The 20,661-nt window shown below is 59.2% G+C and carries 14 protein-coding genes; 9 read left to right on the top strand and 5 right to left on the bottom strand.

Features of this window, described 5'->3' with window-relative positions:
* The first annotated feature begins 12 nt into the window (after positions 1-12).
* From AAHB66_RS13605 to AAHB66_RS13590, 4 genes are read left to right on the top strand one after another with little or no spacing between them, the layout of a single operon-like run.
* Positions 13-768 carry a TolC family protein gene (locus tag AAHB66_RS13605; protein WP_347113288.1) on the top strand — a complete coding sequence of 252 codons (756 nt, stop codon included), beginning with the start codon at positions 13-15 and terminating at the stop codon, positions 766-768.
* Positions 768-1,076 carry a hypothetical protein gene (locus tag AAHB66_RS13600; RefSeq protein WP_347113287.1) on the top strand — a complete coding sequence of 103 codons (309 nt, stop codon included), beginning with the start codon at positions 768-770 and terminating at the stop codon, positions 1,074-1,076. The genes AAHB66_RS13605 and AAHB66_RS13600 overlap by 1 nt, the downstream gene beginning before the upstream one ends.
* Positions 1,036-2,994 (top strand): ATP-binding cassette domain-containing protein, encoded by a 1,959-nt coding sequence (locus AAHB66_RS13595; RefSeq protein WP_347113286.1) that lies wholly within the window; start codon positions 1,036-1,038, stop codon positions 2,992-2,994. The genes AAHB66_RS13600 and AAHB66_RS13595 overlap by 41 nt, the downstream gene beginning before the upstream one ends.
* Positions 2,984-3,406, top strand: coding sequence for a biotin/lipoyl-binding protein (locus AAHB66_RS13590; RefSeq protein ID WP_347113285.1), 423 nt, complete (start codon positions 2,984-2,986; stop codon positions 3,404-3,406). The genes AAHB66_RS13595 and AAHB66_RS13590 overlap by 11 nt, the downstream gene beginning before the upstream one ends.
* Before the next feature lie 100 nt (positions 3,407-3,506).
* On the opposite strand, the gene AAHB66_RS13585 is transcribed toward AAHB66_RS13590, so the two are convergent.
* Positions 3,507-3,728 (bottom strand): hypothetical protein, encoded by a 222-nt coding sequence (locus AAHB66_RS13585; RefSeq protein ID WP_347113284.1) that lies wholly within the window; start codon positions 3,726-3,728, stop codon positions 3,507-3,509.
* Positions 3,729-3,972: 244 nt separating this feature from the next.
* Here AAHB66_RS13585 and AAHB66_RS13580 point away from each other — a divergent pair, with 244 nt between their 5' ends.
* From AAHB66_RS13580 to AAHB66_RS13570, 3 genes are read left to right on the top strand one after another with little or no spacing between them, the layout of a single operon-like run.
* Positions 3,973-4,236, top strand: coding sequence for a hypothetical protein (locus tag AAHB66_RS13580; protein WP_347113283.1), 264 nt, complete (start codon positions 3,973-3,975; stop codon positions 4,234-4,236).
* Positions 4,237-4,296: 60 nt separating this feature from the next.
* Positions 4,297-13,770 carry a cadherin domain-containing protein gene (locus tag AAHB66_RS13575; RefSeq protein ID WP_347113282.1) on the top strand — a complete coding sequence of 3,158 codons (9,474 nt, stop codon included), beginning with the start codon at positions 4,297-4,299 and terminating at the stop codon, positions 13,768-13,770.
* Positions 13,767-16,457, top strand: coding sequence for a sulfotransferase (locus AAHB66_RS13570; RefSeq protein WP_347113281.1), 2,691 nt, complete (start codon positions 13,767-13,769; stop codon positions 16,455-16,457). The genes AAHB66_RS13575 and AAHB66_RS13570 overlap by 4 nt, the downstream gene beginning before the upstream one ends.
* 87 nt (positions 16,458-16,544) lie before the next feature.
* Here AAHB66_RS13570 and AAHB66_RS13565 read toward each other — a convergent pair whose 3' ends face one another.
* Positions 16,545-16,685, bottom strand: coding sequence for a hypothetical protein (locus AAHB66_RS13565; RefSeq protein ID WP_347113280.1), 141 nt, complete (start codon positions 16,683-16,685; stop codon positions 16,545-16,547).
* Between the two features lie 242 nt (positions 16,686-16,927).
* On the opposite strand from AAHB66_RS13565, the gene AAHB66_RS13560 reads away from it, so the two are divergent.
* Positions 16,928-17,989 (top strand): FUSC family protein, encoded by a 1,062-nt coding sequence (locus AAHB66_RS13560; RefSeq protein WP_347113279.1) that lies wholly within the window; start codon positions 16,928-16,930, stop codon positions 17,987-17,989.
* Between the two features lie 381 nt (positions 17,990-18,370).
* On the opposite strand, the gene AAHB66_RS13555 is transcribed toward AAHB66_RS13560, so the two are convergent.
* A complete protein-coding gene (locus AAHB66_RS13555) occupies positions 18,371-18,703 on the bottom strand; it encodes a hypothetical protein (RefSeq protein ID WP_347113278.1) in 333 nt (110 codons plus the stop codon).
* Positions 18,704-19,106: 403 nt separating this feature from the next.
* On the opposite strand from AAHB66_RS13555, the gene AAHB66_RS13550 reads away from it, so the two are divergent.
* Positions 19,107-19,508: a DUF4440 domain-containing protein gene (locus AAHB66_RS13550; protein WP_347113277.1), complete on the top strand. Its 402-nt coding sequence runs from the start codon at positions 19,107-19,109 to the stop codon at positions 19,506-19,508.
* Positions 19,509-19,516: 8 nt separating this feature from the next.
* On the opposite strand, the gene AAHB66_RS13545 is transcribed toward AAHB66_RS13550, so the two are convergent.
* Positions 19,517-20,206: an RES family NAD+ phosphorylase gene (locus AAHB66_RS13545; RefSeq protein ID WP_347113276.1), complete on the bottom strand. Its 690-nt coding sequence runs from the start codon at positions 20,204-20,206 to the stop codon at positions 19,517-19,519.
* Complete coding sequence (locus tag AAHB66_RS13540) at positions 20,203-20,610, bottom strand: MbcA/ParS/Xre antitoxin family protein (protein ID WP_347113275.1); 408 nt, start codon at positions 20,608-20,610, stop codon at positions 20,203-20,205. Before AAHB66_RS13540 ends, AAHB66_RS13545 begins: the two co-directional genes overlap by 4 nt.
* Positions 20,611-20,661 lie beyond the last annotated feature (51 nt).

Genomic DNA, 20,661 nt, shown 5'->3' with positions numbered 1-20,661 from the left:
GCGAAGGCCCGGTTGTTACAGGCGCGTTCCTCGTTTGAACAGGCCAAATCGGACCTGCTTACCGCCGAATCCACGCTGTTATCCCTAACGCAGGAGCCCATCGCAAGCGACCTGCCGGTTCCAGACAGCATCCTCAAACTGCCTGCCGATCGGGCTATACAGGAACAAATTCTTGCGCAGAGCGCGACCGTACGAGCCCGCGAAGCGGGGGTTACGCTGGCGGAAACGGATGTGGAACGTCAGCGCACCTCATCCATGCCGACCGTCTCCCTGCAAGCCTCTCGCAACGACTACTCGGGCATCCCCAACCAGAGAAATGAAAATACGATCAATGTTGTGGTGACCGGCACGATGGAAGGTCTGGGACTGGTGAACCGCGGCCTCAAGAACGCGGCAATGGAACGCGTGGAGTCCGCACGACAGGATCTGGCCCAACAACGCCACAGCGAAGACATTCAGACGCGCCAGCTGCTCGATCAGCGTGATGCTAACCAAATGCTGATGACGGGTTATGAGCAGTCTGTCATTGAACTCAGCGACACGCTGGCATCCTTCCGTCGCCAGTACGAATCGGGCTACAAGAGCTGGCTGGATGTCCTCAACGCCGTGCGCGAATTAACCGAACAACAACAAGCGCTGGTAGCGGTGCGATCGGCATGGCGGGTCGACTGCCTGCGCCTGGCTGCACGCACGGGACGTATGGACGATACCTCTGGCGCCCTGCCCACGGGCACACAATTAGCTAACACGTCTGCGAGCCATCCCTGATGATATCTGTTCCTCTCTCTGAATTACTGGCCTTGCTGGACAAGCTAAAGGCCCCGGTGAATAAAGCGGCTTTAACGCAGGCGTATGCACGTGCGCAGGCCGTTCCTCCGTTGACCGATCGCCCACAGGATCAGGTACGCGGTTTACTGTCGGACGCGGGGATGAAAGATGTCCGGCTGGCGTTGCTTCCCTGGCGGCGTTTTGATCCCCGCCAACTCCCGGCACTGATGTGGCACGAACAGACATGGTGGCTGGCCGAGCGACACAGTGAGGGGGGGGAATACCAATACCCTTACGCTGACCCGTGAAGGTGCCGAAGCCCGAACGCTGACCGTAGACGATATTCTGACCGGTGCACCGGGTACGGTTGCGGATGACGACACGGCTGTACTCTGGTTGAGCCTGGCTTCACCCGTACAGTCAGAAAACCTCGCGGATAGCGAAAATCCGGCCATGCGCCTGGTCTGGCGGGAACTGTTGCGCGACCGCCGTTGGGTGTTCCAGGTCGTAGCCGCCACGCTGCTGGTGAACATTCTGGCCATTCCCACATCGCTCTTCGCGATGCAGGTCTACGATCGCGTGGTTCCCACCCTGGCCTGGGCAACCCTGACCACGCTGGTGGTGGGGATGGTGCTGGTTGTGGGGCTGGACTGGTTGCTCAAAACACTGCGAGCCCGCGTCATGGACAGCGTTGCCAGCAGCGTGGATAAACGCCTCTCCCAGCATGTCTATGAACACCTGCTGCACCTGCAACTCGACCAGCAGCCCGGCAGTCTGGGCACGCTGGCCGCACAGGTGGGGGCCCTGGATTCGGTACGGCAGGTTGTCTCTGCCGGTCTGGTCTTCGGGATCGTGGATCTGCCGTTTGCCTTTCTGTTTATCGGGCTGATTGGTTTGATCGGTGGGCCCGTAGGCTGGGTTTACCTCGGAATGCTCCCTGTCGCGCTGGCGATTGGCCTGTTCACCCGTCTGCGCTTACGCCGTCTCACGCGCCAACAGATGCTTCGCAGCAACGAGCGTCTGGGCCTGCTGGTGGACAGTATCCGCGGTGCCGAGACGCTGCGCGCCAGTCATGCTGGCTGGCGTTTTGCACAAGACTGGCAGACGCTCAGCAATTCCATCGCCGGTTACAGCATTCAGCAAAAATCGCTCAGCCAGTTCTGTACGACCACCACCGGCAGTCTGTCGACGCTGGCGTATGTCATGGGGATTGTGGTGGGGGTGTGGGGCGTCGAGGCCGGATATCTGACCACCGGGGGCATGGTAGCCTGCAGTATTCTGGGTGGTCGTGTCATCGGGCCGGTGAGTCAGGGCGTTCAGTACCTGATGCAGTGGCAGCAGGTCAAAGAAGCGCTGGATATGGTGAACAACCTCCTGCGCAAACCTGGGGAGCGCCGTCCCGGCCAGACCCTGTTGTTGCCCGATCGCCTGCCAGAACATATGAGTGTGGAAAAGCTGCGCTTCGCCTTTCCGCAGTCTCCGGTACAACAACTCAATATTCCCGCACTCCGCTTTCACGCCGGTGAACGCGTTCTGCTGTTAGGACCCGTTGGCGGCGGTAAATCGACGTTGCTGAAGATCCTGGCCGGGCTGTATCGCCCCGGTGAGGGCCGCGTACGCCTGGGAGATGTCGATTTGTGGGAGATTGATCCCCAGCTGGTCAGTGCTCAGGTTGGCTATCTGCCTCAAGCGGTGCAGCTCTTCAAAGGTACGCTGCGAAGCAATCTTATGCTGGCAGGTGCAGTCAGTGACACCACGTTGACGGACGTCACCCGCGATCTGGCGCTGGATCAGGTAGCTGCCAGTAATCCGCTGGGTATGGATATGGCTATCAGTGAGGGTGGCTCGGGTCTTTCTGGCGGTCAGCGCCAGCTGGTAGGTCTGGCACGTGTGCTGATGTCTCGTCCACGTATCTGGCTTCTGGATGAACCGACGGCCTCGCTGGATGGCGAAGCGGAGGCCCGCGTCTGGAAAGCATTACAGGCCAGGCTACAACCAGAAGATATCCTCATCGTCGCCACTCACCGTCCGATGGCTGCCGTTAATTTTGCCACCCGCGTACTGGTCGTGCAGGAAGGCACCATCGTACGTGATGGTGCACCAGAAAAACTGATGCCAGGACTGATGGCCCGCGCCACGGGCTCGCGGCCCACCGTTGAAGTAACGAACTTAAAAACACGTATGCCAGAAGCATCAAATTCAGCAGGAGTCCTTAATGGCCGTTGAACTGTTTGACGACGAGGTCGCTGACGCCGCTCGCGTGCATCGGCTGGAAAACTACCACCGTAGCCGACTCTCCGCCGGGCTGATCGGGAGCATTGTTGTTCTGGTGCTGGGTTTTGTCATATGGGCGATGTATTTCCACATAGATGAAGTCGCCCGGGCACACGGTGAGGTTATCGCCAGCAGCCGGGTGCAGATAATCCAGACCGTGGACGGTGGCGTACTTTCCGAGCTGGGCGTCAAAGAGGGTGACCATGTTAAGGCGGGGCAGATTCTGGCTCGTCTCGACCCAACCCGCGTTGAGGCAGCGGCGGGTGAAGTGGACGCGCGTATCGTCGGTCTCAGGGCGCGTATTGCCCGACTTCGCGCAGAATCAACGGGCCAGTCAGCCCCCCCGGTTCCCCTCCGATCCTGACCCGGCATTGCGCGAGCAGGCTGACATTGAGCGCGCGCTGTTCCTGCAACGCCGTCAAAGCCTGCAGGAAGATATTACAGCGCTGCAAACCGCTGTGAATTTAGCCAGTCAGAAGCTCAGCCTGGTGAACGGGCTTGAACGCTCTGGGGATGTGAGCACCAGTGAGCGGCTCAACGCGCAGCGCGATCTCAATGAAGCCCGTGCCCGCCTGCTGGGTCGACGCAATAAGTTTCTGGATGATGCGCGAGCCGATCTCACCAAGGCCGAAGATGACCTGAGCCAGACCCTGCAACAGATGGCTGGCCGTCGCCAGCAGGTGCACGATACGGTCTTTACGGCCATGGGACCTGGGATCGTCAAAAACGTCCGCGTCACCACGCTGGGTGGGGTATTACGTGCCGGTGATGAGATCATGCAGATCGTCCCGTCAGATGATGCCCTCATCATTGAGGCTAAGGTTCTGCCTGCTGATATTGCCCGGGTTCAGGTTGGGCTGCCGGCCACCGTACGCCTTGATCCCTTCGATTACACCATTTATGGCGCACTACAGGGGGGAGGTGATCTATGTGTCGGCCGACACCCTCAAGGAAAACACATCACGTGGCGAGGAGATCTACTACCGCGTCCATGTTCGTTTGAAAAGCCATGCAGAAGGCCAGTCGGACCATCAGGAAGAAGGGCAGTTTGTGCGCAGTACGACAGGTCGTCAGCTGGACATCCTGCCGGGCATGACATCTCAGCTCGACATCCGTACCGGCGATCGCACGCTGATGGACTTCTTACTTAAACCTTTGCGTAAAACACTCAGTGAATCATTCCTGGAGCGATGACACCGCAGGTGGTCGTTGCAACCCGATTTTCCTGTTCGCCCCAAATGGATATAACAAACAATGAACTCCGAGATCCAGATGAAGCCAAGCCAATACACGCTCAATACCGGCAAAACCCGTATCACTCTGCAGGCCGGGCAGAACAACATTCACAAGGCCGCGCCGGGTGAAACTTACCGGGTGCTCAAGCGTCGGGGCGATAACGATCAGGACAAGCTGGCCGATGACGTAGTGGCTTCGCGTCACGGACAAGATCTGCAGCTGGACTATGCCGATGGCACCACGTTGACCCTGCAGGACTGGTTTACGCAAAGCGATACCAGCGTAACCCTGCCTGCTGATGGCACCTCTACCCAGGTGATGACGCCTGCCAGCACCGAAGGGGCGGCTTTAGCCGACGGCAGCCATGTTTTCTATGCGCACGGTTCTCCGGATGCGCTGGCCAGCATGACCTCTGGTCACCCGGGGCTCGAGAGTATCTTAGCCGGCCTGCAGAATAGCTCTGTGGTGTCTGGCCATCCGGTCACCTACCTTCCTCAATCGCACTCTTACGTGGGCTACCTGGCTGGCGCTCTCGCACTGGGTGGCGTGGTCGGGGTTGCCGCGGCGAGTGGCCATAGCGGGAGTGACAATGGCGGCAAGCACGATAACGGCGGTGGAGAACCCGCTGTACAGAACGCCGTCGAGCTTAATTTTGTCGGCGGCCCGGCGCTCAGCAGTAACGATTTGAATGTGGAGATTTATCAGGCCGATGGCAAAACGCTGATTGGCACGGGGACGCTGGGACCCAATGGCTCGGTAACCGTCTCCGCGGGCAGTTACAGCGGCGTGGTGATTGTTAAGCTCGTCAACAGCGGCAGCGCTGCTGACTACCTGGACGAAGCGACTGGCGCGGGTAAAGACCTCTCTGCTCAGCTCTGGAGCATGGGTGTTATCTCCGGAGACAACAGTACCCTCGTTCTCAATATTAACGTGTTGACCACTCTCGCCTATAACAAGGCTCAGGAAGCCATCGGCGGCACGGCTGACAGTCCAGCCACCCTGAGTGCGACGCAGGTGGCCGACACGTCCGCCGCTATCAGCAGCCTGTTTGGTGTGGATGACATTCTGAACACGACGGTCGTCGCTACCAACGGTGGCAGTTATGACGCTGCCGATGGCCTGAGTGCCGGTGAAAAATATGGTTTGCTGCTGGCAGCATTCTCCGGCGCGGAAGCCAACGCCGGTGCATCCACCCAGACCATCCTTGACACCGTCACTGCCGGGATCACACTCGGCAGCAGTAGCAGTCTGTCCGATGAGGTGCAGTCGTTGCTGATTAAAGGCGCAGCGGCCGCCACTGACGCGTCCGGCGGTCTCAGCCTCATTATTGATACCCATGCTCCTGTCTTCACCAGCCCCAGTACGTCCAGCGTGGATGAAAACATCGGGGCAGGCCAGGTGGTCTGGACTGCTGTCGCGACCGACCCCAGCCAGTTTAGCTACAGCCTGAGCACCACCGGTGATAGCGCGCTGTTCAGCATCAATGCTTCCACCGGCGCGGTCACCCTGACCGGCAATCCGGATTATGAGAGCAAGGCCAGCTACAGCTTCACCGTTGTGGCCACCGATGCGGCGGGCAATGCCAGCAGTCAGAAGGTGACCCTGGGGATCAACAACCTCGACGAAGTTGCCCCGACCATCACCAGCGGCACAACCGCCACGGCGATCAACGAAAACAGCGGCGCAGGCCAGGTGATCTACACCGCCACGGCCACCGACACGGCGGATATCAGCGGGGGCGTCACCTTCTCGCTGAAAGCGGGCAGCGACGCGGGGCTGACGATTGATCCGGTTACCGGCGCGGTCACGCTGACCGGCAACCCGGATTATGAGAGCAAGGCCAGCTACAGCTTCACCGTTGTCGCCACCGATGCGGCGGGCAATGCCAGCAGCCAGAAGGTGACCCTGGGGATCAACAACCTCGACGAAGTTGCCCCGACCATCACCAGCGGCACCACCGCCCCGGCGATCAATGAAAACAGCGGCGCAGGCCAGGTGATCTACACCGCCACGGCCACCGACACGGCGGACATCAGCAATGGCGTCACCTTCTCACTGAAAGCGGGCAGCGACGCGGGGCTGACGATCGACCCGATCACCGGCGCGGTCACCCTGACCGGCAACCCGGACTTTGAAAGCAAAGCCAGCTACAGCTTTACCGTTGTCGCCACCGATGCGGCGGGCAATGCCAGCAGCCAGAAGGTGACCCTGGGGATCAACAACCTCGACGAAGTTGCCCCGACCATCACCAGCGGCGCGACGGCCACGGCAATCAACGAAAACAGCGGTGCAGGGCAGGTGATCTACACTGCCACGGCCACCGACACGGCGGATATCAGCGGGGGCGTTACCTTCTCACTGAGAGCGGGCAGCGACGCGGGGCTGACGATCGACCCGATCACCGGCGCGGTCACCCTGACCGGCAACCCGGACTTTGAAAGCAAAGCCAGCTACAGCTTCACCGTTGTCGCCACCGATGCGGCGGGCAATGCCAGCAGCCAGAAGGTCACCCTGGGTATCAACAACCTCGATGAGCAGGCCCCGACCATCACCAGCGGCACCACCGCTACCGCAATTAACGAAAACAGCGGCGCAGGCCAGGTGATCTACACCGCCACGGCCACCGACACGGCGGATATCAGCGGGGGCGTCACCTTCTCACTGAAAGCGGGCAGCGACGCGGGGCTGACGATTGATCCGGTTACCGGGGCGGTCACGCTGACCGGCAACCCGGATTTTGAAAGCAAAGCCAGCTACAGCTTTACCGTGGTGGCCACCGATGCGGCGGGCAATGCCAGCAGTCAGAAGGTGACCCTGGGGATCAACAACCTCGACGAAGCTGCCCCGTCCATCACCAGCGGCACAACCGCCCCGGCGATCAACGAAAACAGCGGCGCAGGGCAGGTGATCTACACCGCCACGGCCACCGACACGGCGGATATCAGCGGGGGCGTCGCCTTCTCGCTGAAAGCGGGCAGCGACGCGGGGCTGACGATCGACCCGATCACCGGCGCGGTCACCCTGACCGGCAACCCGGACTTTGAAAGCAAAGCCAGCTACAGCTTTACCGTTGTCGCCACCGATGCGGCGGGCAATGCCAGCAGTCAGAAGGTGACCCTGGGGATCAACAACCTCGACGAAGCTGCCCCGTCCATCACCAGCGGCGCGACGGCCACGGCAATCAACGAAAACAGCGGCGCAGGGCAGGTGATCTACACCGCCACGGCCACCGACACGGCGGACATCAGCAATGGCGTCACCTTCTCCCTCAAGGCGGGAAGCGACGCGGGGCTGACGATTGATCCGGTTACCGGCGCGGTCACCCTGACCGGCAACCCGGACTTTGAAAGCAAAGCCAGCTACAGCTTTACCGTGGTGGCCACCGATGCGGCGGGCAATGCCAGCAGTCAGAAGGTGACCCTGGGGATCAACAACCTCGACGAAGCTGCCCCGTCCATCACCAGCGGCACAACCGCCCCGGCGATCAACGAAAACAGCGGCGCAGGGCAGGTGATCTACACCGCCACGGCCACCGACACGGCGGATATCAGCGGGGGCGTCACCTTCTCACTGAAAGCGGGCAGCGACGCGGGGCTGACGATCGACCCGATCACCGGCGCGGTCACGCTGACCGGCAACCCGGATTTTGAAAGCAAGGCCAGCTACAGCTTCACCGTGGTCGCCACCGATGCGGCGGGCAATGCCAGCAGCCAGAAGGTCACCCTGGGTATCAACAACCTCGATGAGCAGGCCCCGACCATCACCAGCGGCACAACCGCCCCGGCGATCAACGAAAACAGCGGCGCAGGGCAGGTGATCTACACCGCCACGGCCACCGACACGGCGGATATCAGCGGGGGCGTCGCCTTCTCACTGAAAGCGGGCAGCGACGCGGGGCTGACGATTGATCCGGTTACCGGCGCGGTCACCCTGACCGGCAACCCGGATTATGAGAGCAAGGCCAGCTACAGCTTTACCGTGGTGGCTACCGATGCGGCGGGCAATGCCAGCGACCGGACGGTCACCTTGGGTATCAATAACCTCGATGAGCAGGCCCCGAGCTTCACTACCGGCAACTTCAGCGACAGCTATGCCAGCGCAACGGTTAGCGTTGCCGAGAATACCGCCGCCAGCACCGCCATCTATACCGCACAGGCCAACGATAATGACGCCGCCGACGGCGGCGAGCATGTCACCTACAGCCTGGCTGACGAGCCTGGTCGCGCAGACGCCCAGTATTTCACTATCGACGCTGCAACGGGTGCGGTCACCTTTAACGCCACCCCCGACTATGAAGGCACCCACGTGCCGCAATACACCTTCAACGTCGTAGCCACTGACGCCGCGGGTCACGCAACCTCGCAGACCGTTACCGTCAATGTCACCGATGTGGACGAAATCGCACCGACTGTCACCCTCGACGGCAGCTCGTCGGGGCCAGTGATGTTAAGCCCGGCGACCTACTCCACTTACCCCAACGGTTTTGACACCACCGCGCTGGGTGACGGCAGCTTCCTGGTGACATGGGCAGGCAACAACAATGGCAGCTACGGGATCTATGCGCAGCGCCTTACCGCTCAGGGTGTGGCGCTGGGTGAACCGGTACAGCTCGCATCAGGTGCGACCAACACGTTCTACAACTGGTCAGACAGTTTTGTCAGCGTGACGGCCATTAATGATGCCGGGGCTTACGCCGTGGCCTGGATCGGCCAGGACGATGGCAGCAACGACACCAGCATCTATACGCAGCTGTTCAACGCTGACGGCATCTCACTATCCGCAGCCGTGAAACTTGATGGGTTCGCTTCTGCGCAGGACATCGCCCCGCAGATCGCGACGCTGGCCGATGGCGGCTATATCGTGACCTGGTACATCAGCGGCGGCGGCATCTACGTGCAGCGTTTTGACGACACCGGCGTTGCCGTGGGCAACACCCTGCCACTGGCTGTGCCTGGCTCTTATGACAATGCCAGCCCGCAGATCACCGTGCTGGACAACGGCGGCTACGTGGTGACCTGGCAGGGCTATACCTCCGGCGATTACCACATCTACGTGCAGCAGTTCGACGCTACCGGCACTGGTTCCCTCCCGGTGGTGCTGGATGGCACCACCGGAAACAGTTCCAGCTACGAAACCCAGCCGCAGATCACGGCGCTGACTGGCGGCGGCTATGTCGTCACCTGGTCGGGCTTCGACTACAACAGCTCGAATTACGACAGCAGCACCTGGGTGCAGCAGTTCGATGCCACTGGCGCTAAAGTCGGCACCACCGTCGAACTGGACGGCTTGAGCAACGGCAGTAACGGTGGCAACTATACCTATCCGTATGTTGCAGCGCTGGCCGACGGTGGCTACGCCATCACCTGGATGGAATACGACACCAACAACGGCTCCTGGGATTACACTGTCTATGTGCAGCAGTTCACTGCGGGTGGCAGCAAAGTGGGCGCTGTCGTGCAACTGGATGCACCGCACAACAATACGAGCAATAGCTACGACGAAAACCCGCGCATCACGGCGCTGGGTGATGGCGGCTACGTCGTCACCTGGATGGGTAATAGCGGCTCGAGCCCGGACATCTATGTGCAGAAATTCAATGCCAGCGGTGTCGCAGTAGGCGATATCGTGCGTCTGGAAGCTTCCGGCGGCGCGATTGACCAATACCCACAAGTCACCGCCGTCGGTGCAGACGGCGAATACATGGTGACCTGGTACGCGTTGAGCCCTGCCAACGGTATTTTTAACTTCCACCTCTATGTGCAGAAATTTAACGCCGACGGCAGCACCTACGAAAACCTCGTCGTGCTGAACCATGACGGCCAGGCCACCGTACAAAGCAGCGAAAGCGGCACCGTCTATCTGGTGAACGACGGTGTCGTGGTCAGTCAGCTCAGCGACATTACCGGTGCGGCCAACGACCAGTGGGCCAGCACAGCTGTCACCGCCAATACCCCTGCATTGATCTCCGCTGCCAACCTCGCTGACGGCACCTACCATGCCTGGGCTGTCGATGCGGCAGGCAATCTGTCGGTCATTTCCGGCAGCAGCGTGATAGTGGATAACGTCGTGCCTGTCTTCACCAGCGCGACCACAGCCGCCGACATTACGGACAGCACCGCCGCTGGTGACACCGTCTATACCGCTGCCGCCACTGACGCGCATGGCGTCACCTACAGCCTGAACGACACCCTGCACTTCCGCATCAACGCCAGCACCGGCGTCGTGACGCTGATTTCCAGCCCGGCCAAGGCCAGCGGTGCGCAATTCACTGTTACCGCCACCGATGCTGCCGGTAATCAGACCACGCAGACCGTCACCTACAACGTCGTCGACACCACGCCGCCAGGCGTCACGCTCCTCAGCGACCTGGATGGCGTGGAGAACAACGGTCAGACTGTCACCGTGCAGAGTTCCGAAGCTGGCACGGTATATCTGGTCAGCGACAGCGTGACGGTGACGGATCTGAACAGCCTCATCAATGCTGCCGACAACCAGGTGATCAGCGTTGCCGTCGCGGCCAACGCTGGCACCGTGCTGGCGCTGACCGGCCTGGACGAAGGGACTTACCGCGCTTACGCCGTGGATGCATCCGGCAATGTTTCTGCTATCTCCGGCAGTAGCGTGACAGTGGACAACACTGCACCTGTTATTGCAGGCGGTGCGATTGCTACCGGTTCCGCCATCACCAGCGGCGCAGCGGCGGGCACCCAGGTGTATGACGCCAACGCCAGCGATGCCCACGCCATCACCTATAGCCTGGATCAGGACAGCCTCGCCTGGTTCGACATCAACGCCACCACCGGCGTCGTCACACTGAACAGCGCCGCCGTCGCCGGCAGCTATAACCTCGTAGTGACCGCCACCGATGCGGCGGGCAACAACAGCAGCCAGACCGTTACCGTTGAGGTAGCGCCCGGCAGCAACCTTGATGGCAGCCAGATGGTGTCGGGCAGCACCACCGACACCTCCACTGAGATGACTGTCAACGTCGGTCTGGAGAAGTTGAGTAACGGCTACACGGTCGTCGAGTACATGCGGCAGACCGGCGGTGACAATCTCACCTGGGATCCGACCGGCGCGTTGTACGACGGCGTCGTCACGGTGCTGGACGCGGGCAACAACGTTGTCAAGACCCTGGACATCAGCATTCCCGCTGGCTACACCATGCTGGATACGCAGATCAAGGCGCTGGCCAACGGCGGCTTCGTCGTGGCCTGGTCGCAGGTGGATAGCATTAACTGGACTGACTATAGCGTCCACTACGCTATCTACGACAACAGCGGCAACCTGCAATCCAGCGACACGCTGGCGTCGCCTGGATCCGGTGTCACCATTGCCGCGCAGAGCAGCGCGAATGGCGGTGATTTCGCGATCGCCTACCAGACGATGGGCCCAGGGACCGACCAGCAGGAAGCCATCTCTGTCTTCCACTACAACGGCAGCGGAACCAGCTTCACACCGGGCACGCAGACCCTGATTGGCGGCAACAACGCGAATCAAAACTTCGGCGGCGTCGCCAGCCCGGCAGTCCAGTTGCTGAAATTCCAGCTGACGCCGGGTGTGCTGACGGCACTGAGCGATGGCAGCTATGTCCTGGCCTCCGAGGTCTACGACTGGATAGGCACGCCGGGCCAGGTGGCGACAAGTACGCCTATCGGTGCCTTCATCTTTAAGCTCGACGCCACCGGCACGCTGGCCAATTTCGACAGCGGCACCACCTGGGCGCGCGTTAACTGGAATGACGAGCAGGGCTCTCCGACCAACGTCATTGCTTTCGACGGCGGTTTTGCCGTCTTCAGCCAGGAATACCGCTCCGCGACCTGGGAGGTCACGCTCTACAACAACAACGGTACGCTGATCACCACCCACGTACAGAGCAACACCGTTTATGGCATGGGGACCCAGAGCTATCACGCCGTGGACGTTGGCGCGATGGACAAAACGCTCCATGACGAGTTGGCGTGGATGAGCAATGGCTCTGTGGCGGCATCGGCCACGGCCTACGACAACGGCACGGATCTGGTATTTGTATTCCCTGACGGTAACGGTGGCTTGAGCCAGGTCACCATCTCCAAAACCACCGGCGAGCTGACCAGTGACGTGACCGACAGCGGTATCACGGTGCCTCAGGGCGGGCAGTTGTATAACCCGCGGATCGTCTCCGATGGCGCGGGCGGCTATGACATCACCTATTCTGTGCTGTTTGATGCCGACACCAGCGATGGCGGCAAGAGCGGCTACGCAGTCGGTGGTATCTACCAGATCGGCCTGAATGCAGGTCCTGCTCCTGTGGCACCGACAGTGACCGATGCCCACATCGCCATCACCTCCATGCCCGGTGGTGCAGATGGCATTACCTACAAGGTCGGCGACACCGTTACCGCCGTGTGGGACAACTCGGCCAGCGGCGACGCCAATACCAGCACCGTGACCAGCGTCACCATGGATTTCAGCCAGTTTGGTGCCAGCACGCCGGCGACGGCCTGGGACGACGGCACTCACGGCGATGCAATCGCGGGCGATGGTAAATATACCGCCCAATACACCATCGCCGCCGGATCCATTGACCACGTAAACGGACGCAACGTCGCCGTTACGGTTACCGCGGCGAACCATACCACGGCCACGGCAGCGGACGGCACCGGTCTGACGGTAGACAACACTACGCCTGTGCTTACCAGCAGCACCCCGCAGGACAACGGCGGCAGCGTGGCCACGGGCGCTAACCTCACGCTGACCTTTAGCGAAGATGTACTTGCTGGCAGCGGCCATATCACCCTCGTCAATGAGAGCGACAGCAGTCAGAACAAGGTCATCAATATCACCGACAGTTCGCAGGTCAGCATCAGCGGCAATACGGTGACGGTTAACCCGACAACGGACCTGGCGGCTGGCGCAAACTACCACGTCCAGATCGACAGCACCGCGCTGCACGACACGGCGGGCAATGACTATGCCGGTATCAGCACCTCGACGGGACTGAACTTCACGACGGCTTTCGCCGGGATCGGGGATCCGTCCATTGTGGTGTTCGACCTGACGACGGGCCAAAGCTCCGATCACAACGGGCGCGTCTTTGATGCCAATACCGCGTACACCATCTATATCAAGGTCAACAGCCCTAACAACAGCTCGCTGGCTGGGCTGGACAGCAACGAGATGTGGTCGGGCGCGCAGAATCTGGGTCTTGACGACAAGATTGTGTTGGTGGGCACGGGCAGTGATGTTCAGGGACACTTTGGCGACCCAGTGATGATGATGAATCACGGTGGGAATTCCGTTAATTGGCTGGCGGGTTTCTCTATGACGTTTTCTTCTTATAACGTCGCCGGAGTTGACGCAAACGGCCAATTCTCTCGTGATGGTAATAACGTCGATCTCTGGAACGGCAACTGGACCGTAAACCCGAATCAGGACAATTCGTTTGCTCAGGTGTATCTGCAGGCGATGCCTGCTGGCGTCCTCACCTCGCAAGGGTTGGCTATGCCATGACAGGTTCTCTGACATTGCTACGCCGTCTGGTGGAAATGCAGCAGTTCGACGCGCTGCAAGAGGCCTGTTATAGCCTGCCGGTGATTTCACCGGCAGAACAGGTGCTGCTGGGCCTGGCCCAGGCCCATCTGGGTCAGCCAGAGGCGGCGCGCCAGGCGCTGATGGCGCTGGACCCGGTGGCACTGGAGGTCGACGTCCGCGTCGACCTGGCCGCCATGCATCTGTTTCTTGGGGAATTTGACGCGGCGCAGGCGCTGCTGGAAGCCTCCCGCCCGGCGGCACCAGACCATGCGCTTCTGCTGGCGCGTCTGGCTGCCTGTTATGTGGAGCAACAACGGGGAGAGGAGGCTATCTCTCTGTATGAGTGCAGTCTGCAGCTGCAACCTGGAATCGCCGTCTATCAGCAACTGCTGCGTCTTTACCTGCAACGTGCGGACTTGCCGCAGGCCGGGGAGACGCTGGACGCCGCCGACCGTTTCTGGGCAGGCGAGCGGGAGCTCTGGCCCGCACGGCAGGCGGCTCTGCACGACCAACAGCTGCGTGGCCTGCGCCTGGAGTTATGGCTGGCACGTGACGACAACGCCCGCGCTGATGCCTGGCTGGACGAACGCCAGGCTGAACTGGCTGAAGAGGATTATTGCGGCCTGCTGAGGGGTTATGCTCAGCGTCTGGCCGAGCGAGGACGCCATGCCCAGGCTGAAGATGCGCTGCGCCGTGGTCTGGGGCATTACCCGGAACATCCGGAGCTGTACCAACAGCACGCTGAACTGGCGGAGCTACAGGGGCGTCTGCCTCAGGCCATGATGTTGCTGCACCGTGCCATCCATCTGGCCGGGCAACAGCAAAAAATGACGCTTCCTTTGCGCCTGAAGCTGGCCAGCGTCGCCACCCAGAGCCATCCGACGCTGGCACGTCAGATGGCCGAACAGGCCATCGAGGAGGCCGGGGCGCTGAGGTCATCACCCGCTATGGACGATGTGCAGATCGGCCAGTGGCTGGCGCAGGCGCAAGTGACACTCGCCGGGGTGGATGCGCAGGAGCAAAACTACACCGGCGCGGAGGCGCGATACGTCGAGGTACTGCAAGCGCATCCGCGCCTGGTCCTCGCCCTGCAGGGGCTGGGGCAGTTGTATATGCAACTGGGGCGCATCGACGAGGCGGTCGCTTTGTTCGGGCAGGTTTTGGCTGTCGACCCGGCACGCGGTCATGCGGCACTGATCAACGCCCGGCATTTTCCGCAGGACGAAGAGACGCTGATTCGCCTGGAAACCCTGGCACGACGGCCTGGCCTGTCCGGCCCGGTGCAGCCTGGATTGCTGCTGCAACTGGCTGCGGCCTGGGAAAAGCGCAAGGACTACACCAAAGCCTTCACCCTGGCAAACGAAGCCAATGCCGCCAGCCGCGCACTTTTAAGCTATGACCCGGTTGCACACCGGCAAAGCAGCGCGCGTATCCGGCATGCATTCAGCAGTTCGCTCTACGAAAACCGACGCGGCATCGGCAACGATTCAACGCTGCCCGTGTTCGTACTGGGTATGCCGCGTTCCGGTACCACGCTTGTCGAACAGATCCTGGCGGGACACAGCCAAATCCACGGTGCGGGCGAACTGGGGGTGATCCCCAGTACGATCGCCCGACTGGAACGCTGGGAACGTCATACGGGTTCAGGATGTCATTACCCGGACTGTGTGGACGATCTGTCGGTCGATGCCGTGGCGGGTATCACTGCCGGCCTGCTCAAGGAACTGCGGGAAACATTGCCGGAAAACGCGCCTGAGATCCGCCATGTGGTGGATAAGCTGCCACACAATTTCGAGAACATTGGTCTTATCAAGCTGCTTTTCCCGAACGCGCGGATAATCTCAGTGCGACGCGATCCACGCGATATCGCTATCTCCAATTTCTTTACCGACTACACGGCAAAGCACGGCGGTATGGGCTTCGCCTATGACCTGCGGTGGATTGGTGAACAACTGGCCGATCACAACCTTATGATGCACCACTGGAACCAGCTGTTCCCTGGCGACATCCTGGAAGTACGCTATGAGGACGTGGTATCTGATCCGGAGCGAGAGGCGCGTCGTATGCTGGATTATCTGGGCGTGCAATGGGAGCCGCAGGTGCTCGACACGACTGAACTGGACAGGCCGGTTAAGACCGCCAGCGTGTGGCAGGTGCGCCAGCCTATCTATCAGACGGCGCGCGAGCGCTGGCGGCGTTATGCGGACTTTCTGACGCCGCTGATCGCGGGGACTAACGCGAAGATCGTGCATGAGCCTGTTGAGATGGTGAGCCTGCCAGTACCCGGCATGCAGACCGATGGCATCGCATGCTATCGTCAGGGGAAGCTTGATGAAGCCGAGATGCTCTTCAGCCGCCTGCTGCACCACGTGCCCGAACATGCTACTGCGCATTTCATGGTGGGCCTGATTTGCGTTCGTAAAGGGCACCTGGCTGATGGCATTGCGCACATGGAAAAGGGACACCAGGCCTGCCCGTGGAATGCTAACTGGCGACGCGATCTGGCGCAGGCATACGAATTAGCGGAGCAACCGGAAAAAGCGCAGATGTTAAGGGGGCGTCACGTCGGTACGGATGACAGAGTGATGAGCGCAATGGATATTGACCAGGATGATGGTCTTCCTCTGGGCTATTCCATTCGCACCTCCGCGATGGCATCGTTTTAATTAATATCGCCATTAGCGGGCAGGGAGGCCCGCAAACAGCACTTCAGTGATCTGTTCGGTTTTATTACCGAGCAGGCGTGGAATGATTTATTCATATACGCAATACAGCGCGGCGCAGTGTTCGGCGGCCTCGAAGAGATCCGCATTAACCGGAAGGGGCAGGGCGATAAGTTGTTGAACAACGCTTTCGTCAGATTGCGAGTAAGAAAAACCAGGGATAGTAGCCATAGGGCATCCTCAATGTGCAGTTTTGATTGACCACCCGTGAGTTCCTGGGCCCGATTGCAGATGTGCCGCAACGCAGTGACTCTACGACGCCGATCCCCTGCGAAAAAGAGTTCACCCCGAATTACATAAGGTTACTTGAGGCTTTGCGAGGCGGCTTCCAGAAAGGTTATACCGGGTGATTGGCTTGCCCTGTGCGGATAACTACACTCCCCAGTAGCCATATAATAAAGAGGGGGTAGATCGTGAACACCAGCTTTCCTTCACCGACCGCTCAACTCAAACAGTGGCTAAGTCGTCTGGCTGCAGCAACCGTGAAAGAGATATTTGCGATTCAGGTCATCGCTGCCGTGTTGGTGTCGGTGCTGTTGTCCGATCTGGCGGGTTTTGATTACCCTGGCTGGGCAGCGCTGAGTAGTTATGCGGTCATGAATACCTCAGTAAAAGCCTCGACGGTTCGGGCTTTCAATCGGGTGACTGGAACCGTACTTGGCGGTGTACTGGCGCTCTTGCTTTCTACGTATCTCATCCAGGATGCGGCGTTTTTGGTGCTGTTCTGCACGATTGTCGGGGGCGTGGCGGTATGGCGGGCGGACGTGTCCCGCTGGTCCTATTCCTGGGTGCTGGGGGCGGTCACATCCATGATGGTGATGGCTGAGGCACAGAAAAACAGTGAGTTTCGCCATCTGCTATGGTTTACGTTTAACCGCATCGAAGAGGTGGTGCTGGGTTGCGCCGTTTGTATTGCGGTTACCCTACTCTTTTACCCGGTTAACCGGCGCAGACAAGCGCCACATCAGGAGAGTCACTCTGAGCCGCCCCGACGACCGCTGCTGCCCCTGCAGGCAGGGATCACGCTGTTACTGGTCACGCCGATACTGCTTGCTTTCCAGCTGACGGGGTTCTGGCAGGCGATGGTTTCCGTGCTGGCGGTCTTTATTCTTCCTTCCTCGGCTCAGCCCGTACAGCAGCAGATCGGCCAGCGAATGCAGCAACGTTTATACGGCTGTATGGCCGCGACGCTGCTGAGTTTGCTCCTTTTACCTTTCATGCACTCTTATCCCCCGGTTTATATTGCCATGCTGGCCGCGGGCTTATGGCTGGGGTGTCATCTGCAACAGCGAAAACAGTCCATCAGCTATTTCGGACGGCAGTTTACCGTGGCCTGGATCATCGTTTTTATCCAGGAGTCGTTGTGGCTGACCGAGCCGAATCAGGCGGTTATGCGCTGTGTCAGCATACTGATCGCCATTATTACCATCGGCATTGTTATGGCGGTATTTCGCTGGTTAAAACTGAGCGTTTGAAGGCGTCGTCAATAAAAGGCTTGCCGGGGGCGCTTCGCTTGCCCGGCCTACGAAGAGCATTAAACAGATGCCGCGGCAAACAGCCCCGGAGTTGTAACTCGCTGCTGGCGGCAGGGTAGTTTTTGGTGCATTGATGAGAAAAACAAAGCCCATTAGCTGAGCCTTATGTTGAAAATATACCGTTAGATGTCGTGCCGTTCACGCACCAGCGGAGTTGCCAGCTTTCTGCGGAGCAGGGCAGCAGAAGATCGTTTCTGAGCTGGAGCAAGCTCGGCTTTAAGATCCCGGATATACGCCTCTGCGCTGATACCGTAAGTTTTCAACTCAGCAGACGCTAACGCCTGGAATACTCGCTTTTCCCTTTCACCAGGGTGTTCATGCTTATTGCAATAAGACATAGCAGGCTCTCCCTTCTGTAACTGTTTTGTAAGCATGAAAATTTCCCTGTATCAGTGGTCGCGGAATTCTCTTTGGCAACCCTGTGCGTGGATTGTAGCGCGGTACATTTTTTAACCCAAGCATAATGTCATAGGTCTCTTCCAGGGTAACACGGCGACCCTTATCAACAATTTCGCCTGAAGCGGCCTGGAAGACAAAACCACCGATTTTCAGTTTCTCATAGTGCGCAATTAACGCCAGCGAGACGGATTGCAAAACGACCGCGCTGCCTAAGCCCTTAAATTTTATATGGCGAAAATCCGCTAAACCACCCATGCCGTCGAAGGTGTCGAAACAGACTACCAACGATCACAGTGTAGACTTCCTGACCAGCAACAAAGACGTAGCTGTGATGAACCCGATGATCGTAGAAAAATGTTTTTCGCCTCATGCCATAATCGTCAAGAAAAACTTCTTCTTCTATACGCACTTATTGCTCCCTGCATGCAATGTCCAATAATGTCCTTACCCCGATTGCGGATATGTCGCAACGCAGTCACTTTATGATCCTGATAACGTCAGTAAAAGTGTGTGACATGAATTACATAGGGTTACTTTTGGCTTTGCGAGGCGTCTTCCAGAAAGGGCAAAGCCTGGGGCGTTTCGCTTGCCCGGCCTACAAAGTTGGCTATCCAGTGATACAGTGAATACAGGCATCCACTCACCAGGAGAAAAGCACATGAACGACCATCCGCTTCACCAGATCATTAAGGCCTGTGACAGGGCGATCACCGCCAAAGATTTCGACTCGCTGATGGAGTATTACGCTGAAGACGCCGTGCTGGTGGTTAAGCCCGGGACGATTGTCAGAGGCAAAAACAATATCCGCAGCGCGTTTATCTCCATCTCTGATTATTTTCAGGATCGGCTGATCGTGAAGCAGGGCGAAATGCAGATTATCGAAGGCGGCGGAGATGCGCTGGTGATCATGGAAACCCAGCTTTTTTATCCGGATGAACTGGGTGGAACCGCTGAGTTAACGCGTCGGGCAACCTATGTCTTCCGCCTGGAAAATGACCGTTGGCTCTGCACCATCGACAATTCTTACGGCACTTCGCTTTTAGATGGTGATAATGCCTGACGTTGTGCTCAGGTGGGGGTGACCAGCCCGACGCTGACAATGCCTTTGTCCCAGATGATCTGGTGCAGGGAGGTCTGAATAATGCTGGTGATAGTTTTCGGGGTTAACAGTGCCCAGCAGAGCCCCTCCCGGTGGCGAACCGAGCGGTACGTTATGCCAGTTTCGCCCGCGACGCGTAGGCTGGCACCCAGCTGTTGCGGTGCGCTGTAGTCCGTGGGATGGTACCAGGGGTGCATATCCGGCAGGCCGGTGATATCGGCAAATGACGAGCCGCCCAGCTCGGTCTCCAGACAACGGTACTCGAATCGTTCGAACTTCAGTTCAGGCACGTTCCGCCAGTAGCGCTGGCAGTGGTAAACAACTTCGGCCAGCGCTGTTTCCGGGCTGTCGCCAAGGTAGTAAACGCCAAAATCGCCATTCGAAAAGCGGCTGCCGTCAGGGTTGATATGGGTGAAAGCCGCCATCGCGTAATGCGCCCCGCGGATGCCCAGCACCCACTCTTCGCGAGGCAGCAGATTGAGATTACCCACTTCCTGCGTCAGGCGCGGATTAGTTAATTTCTGGATGTCATAGAGAACGTCAAACTCTTCCGGAGTAGCAACGTCCTCGAACACGTAAATGGCAGGGTACTTGGTATGCAGCAGGCGGTAACCGGTAATCGGAGTTAGTGCCGTTCTGGGGATCTCAGGATGGATCATCCGGACAGGCCTCCGCGCAGCACGTCCACCCGCTTGGCGACTTCATGCAGGTTGCCGAACTCGCCATCCTCAATCAGGGATAACGGCGTTGCCCCATTGAAATAAGCATTGTGGTTTGCCATGGACATAAACCCGTAGACGTTCTCGGGGTTGCTGAACACGATCCGCAGCGCCGAGTGCATATTCAGCAGGTAGCTGATTCGGGTTAACTGATCGTGGGTCAGCGAGGCCGTCTTCGTCTCTTTCTGGCGGTATTTGTAAAGCGCCGCTCTGGAGAGTTGCAGGATGTTCTGCTGTTGCTCCGTCGAACAGCCCCATTTATCCAGAATGTTCATTGCGGCTCTGATGGCGATCAGATCGCGATCGCCGCGGGTTTCAGAGTCAAGGTTCAGGTGCTTCGTCATATGATTACTCCCTCAGCTCAGCGTGACCAATATAGTCTTAGCATGAACCAA

The sequence above is a fragment of the Leclercia sp. S52 genome (assembly GCF_039727615.1).
GTDB classification, from domain to species: Bacteria; Pseudomonadota; Gammaproteobacteria; order Enterobacterales; family Enterobacteriaceae; genus Enterobacter; species Enterobacter adecarboxylatus_B.
Note: the sequence above shows the minus strand (reverse complement) of the source record. Positions and strands in the feature narration are given on the sequence as shown.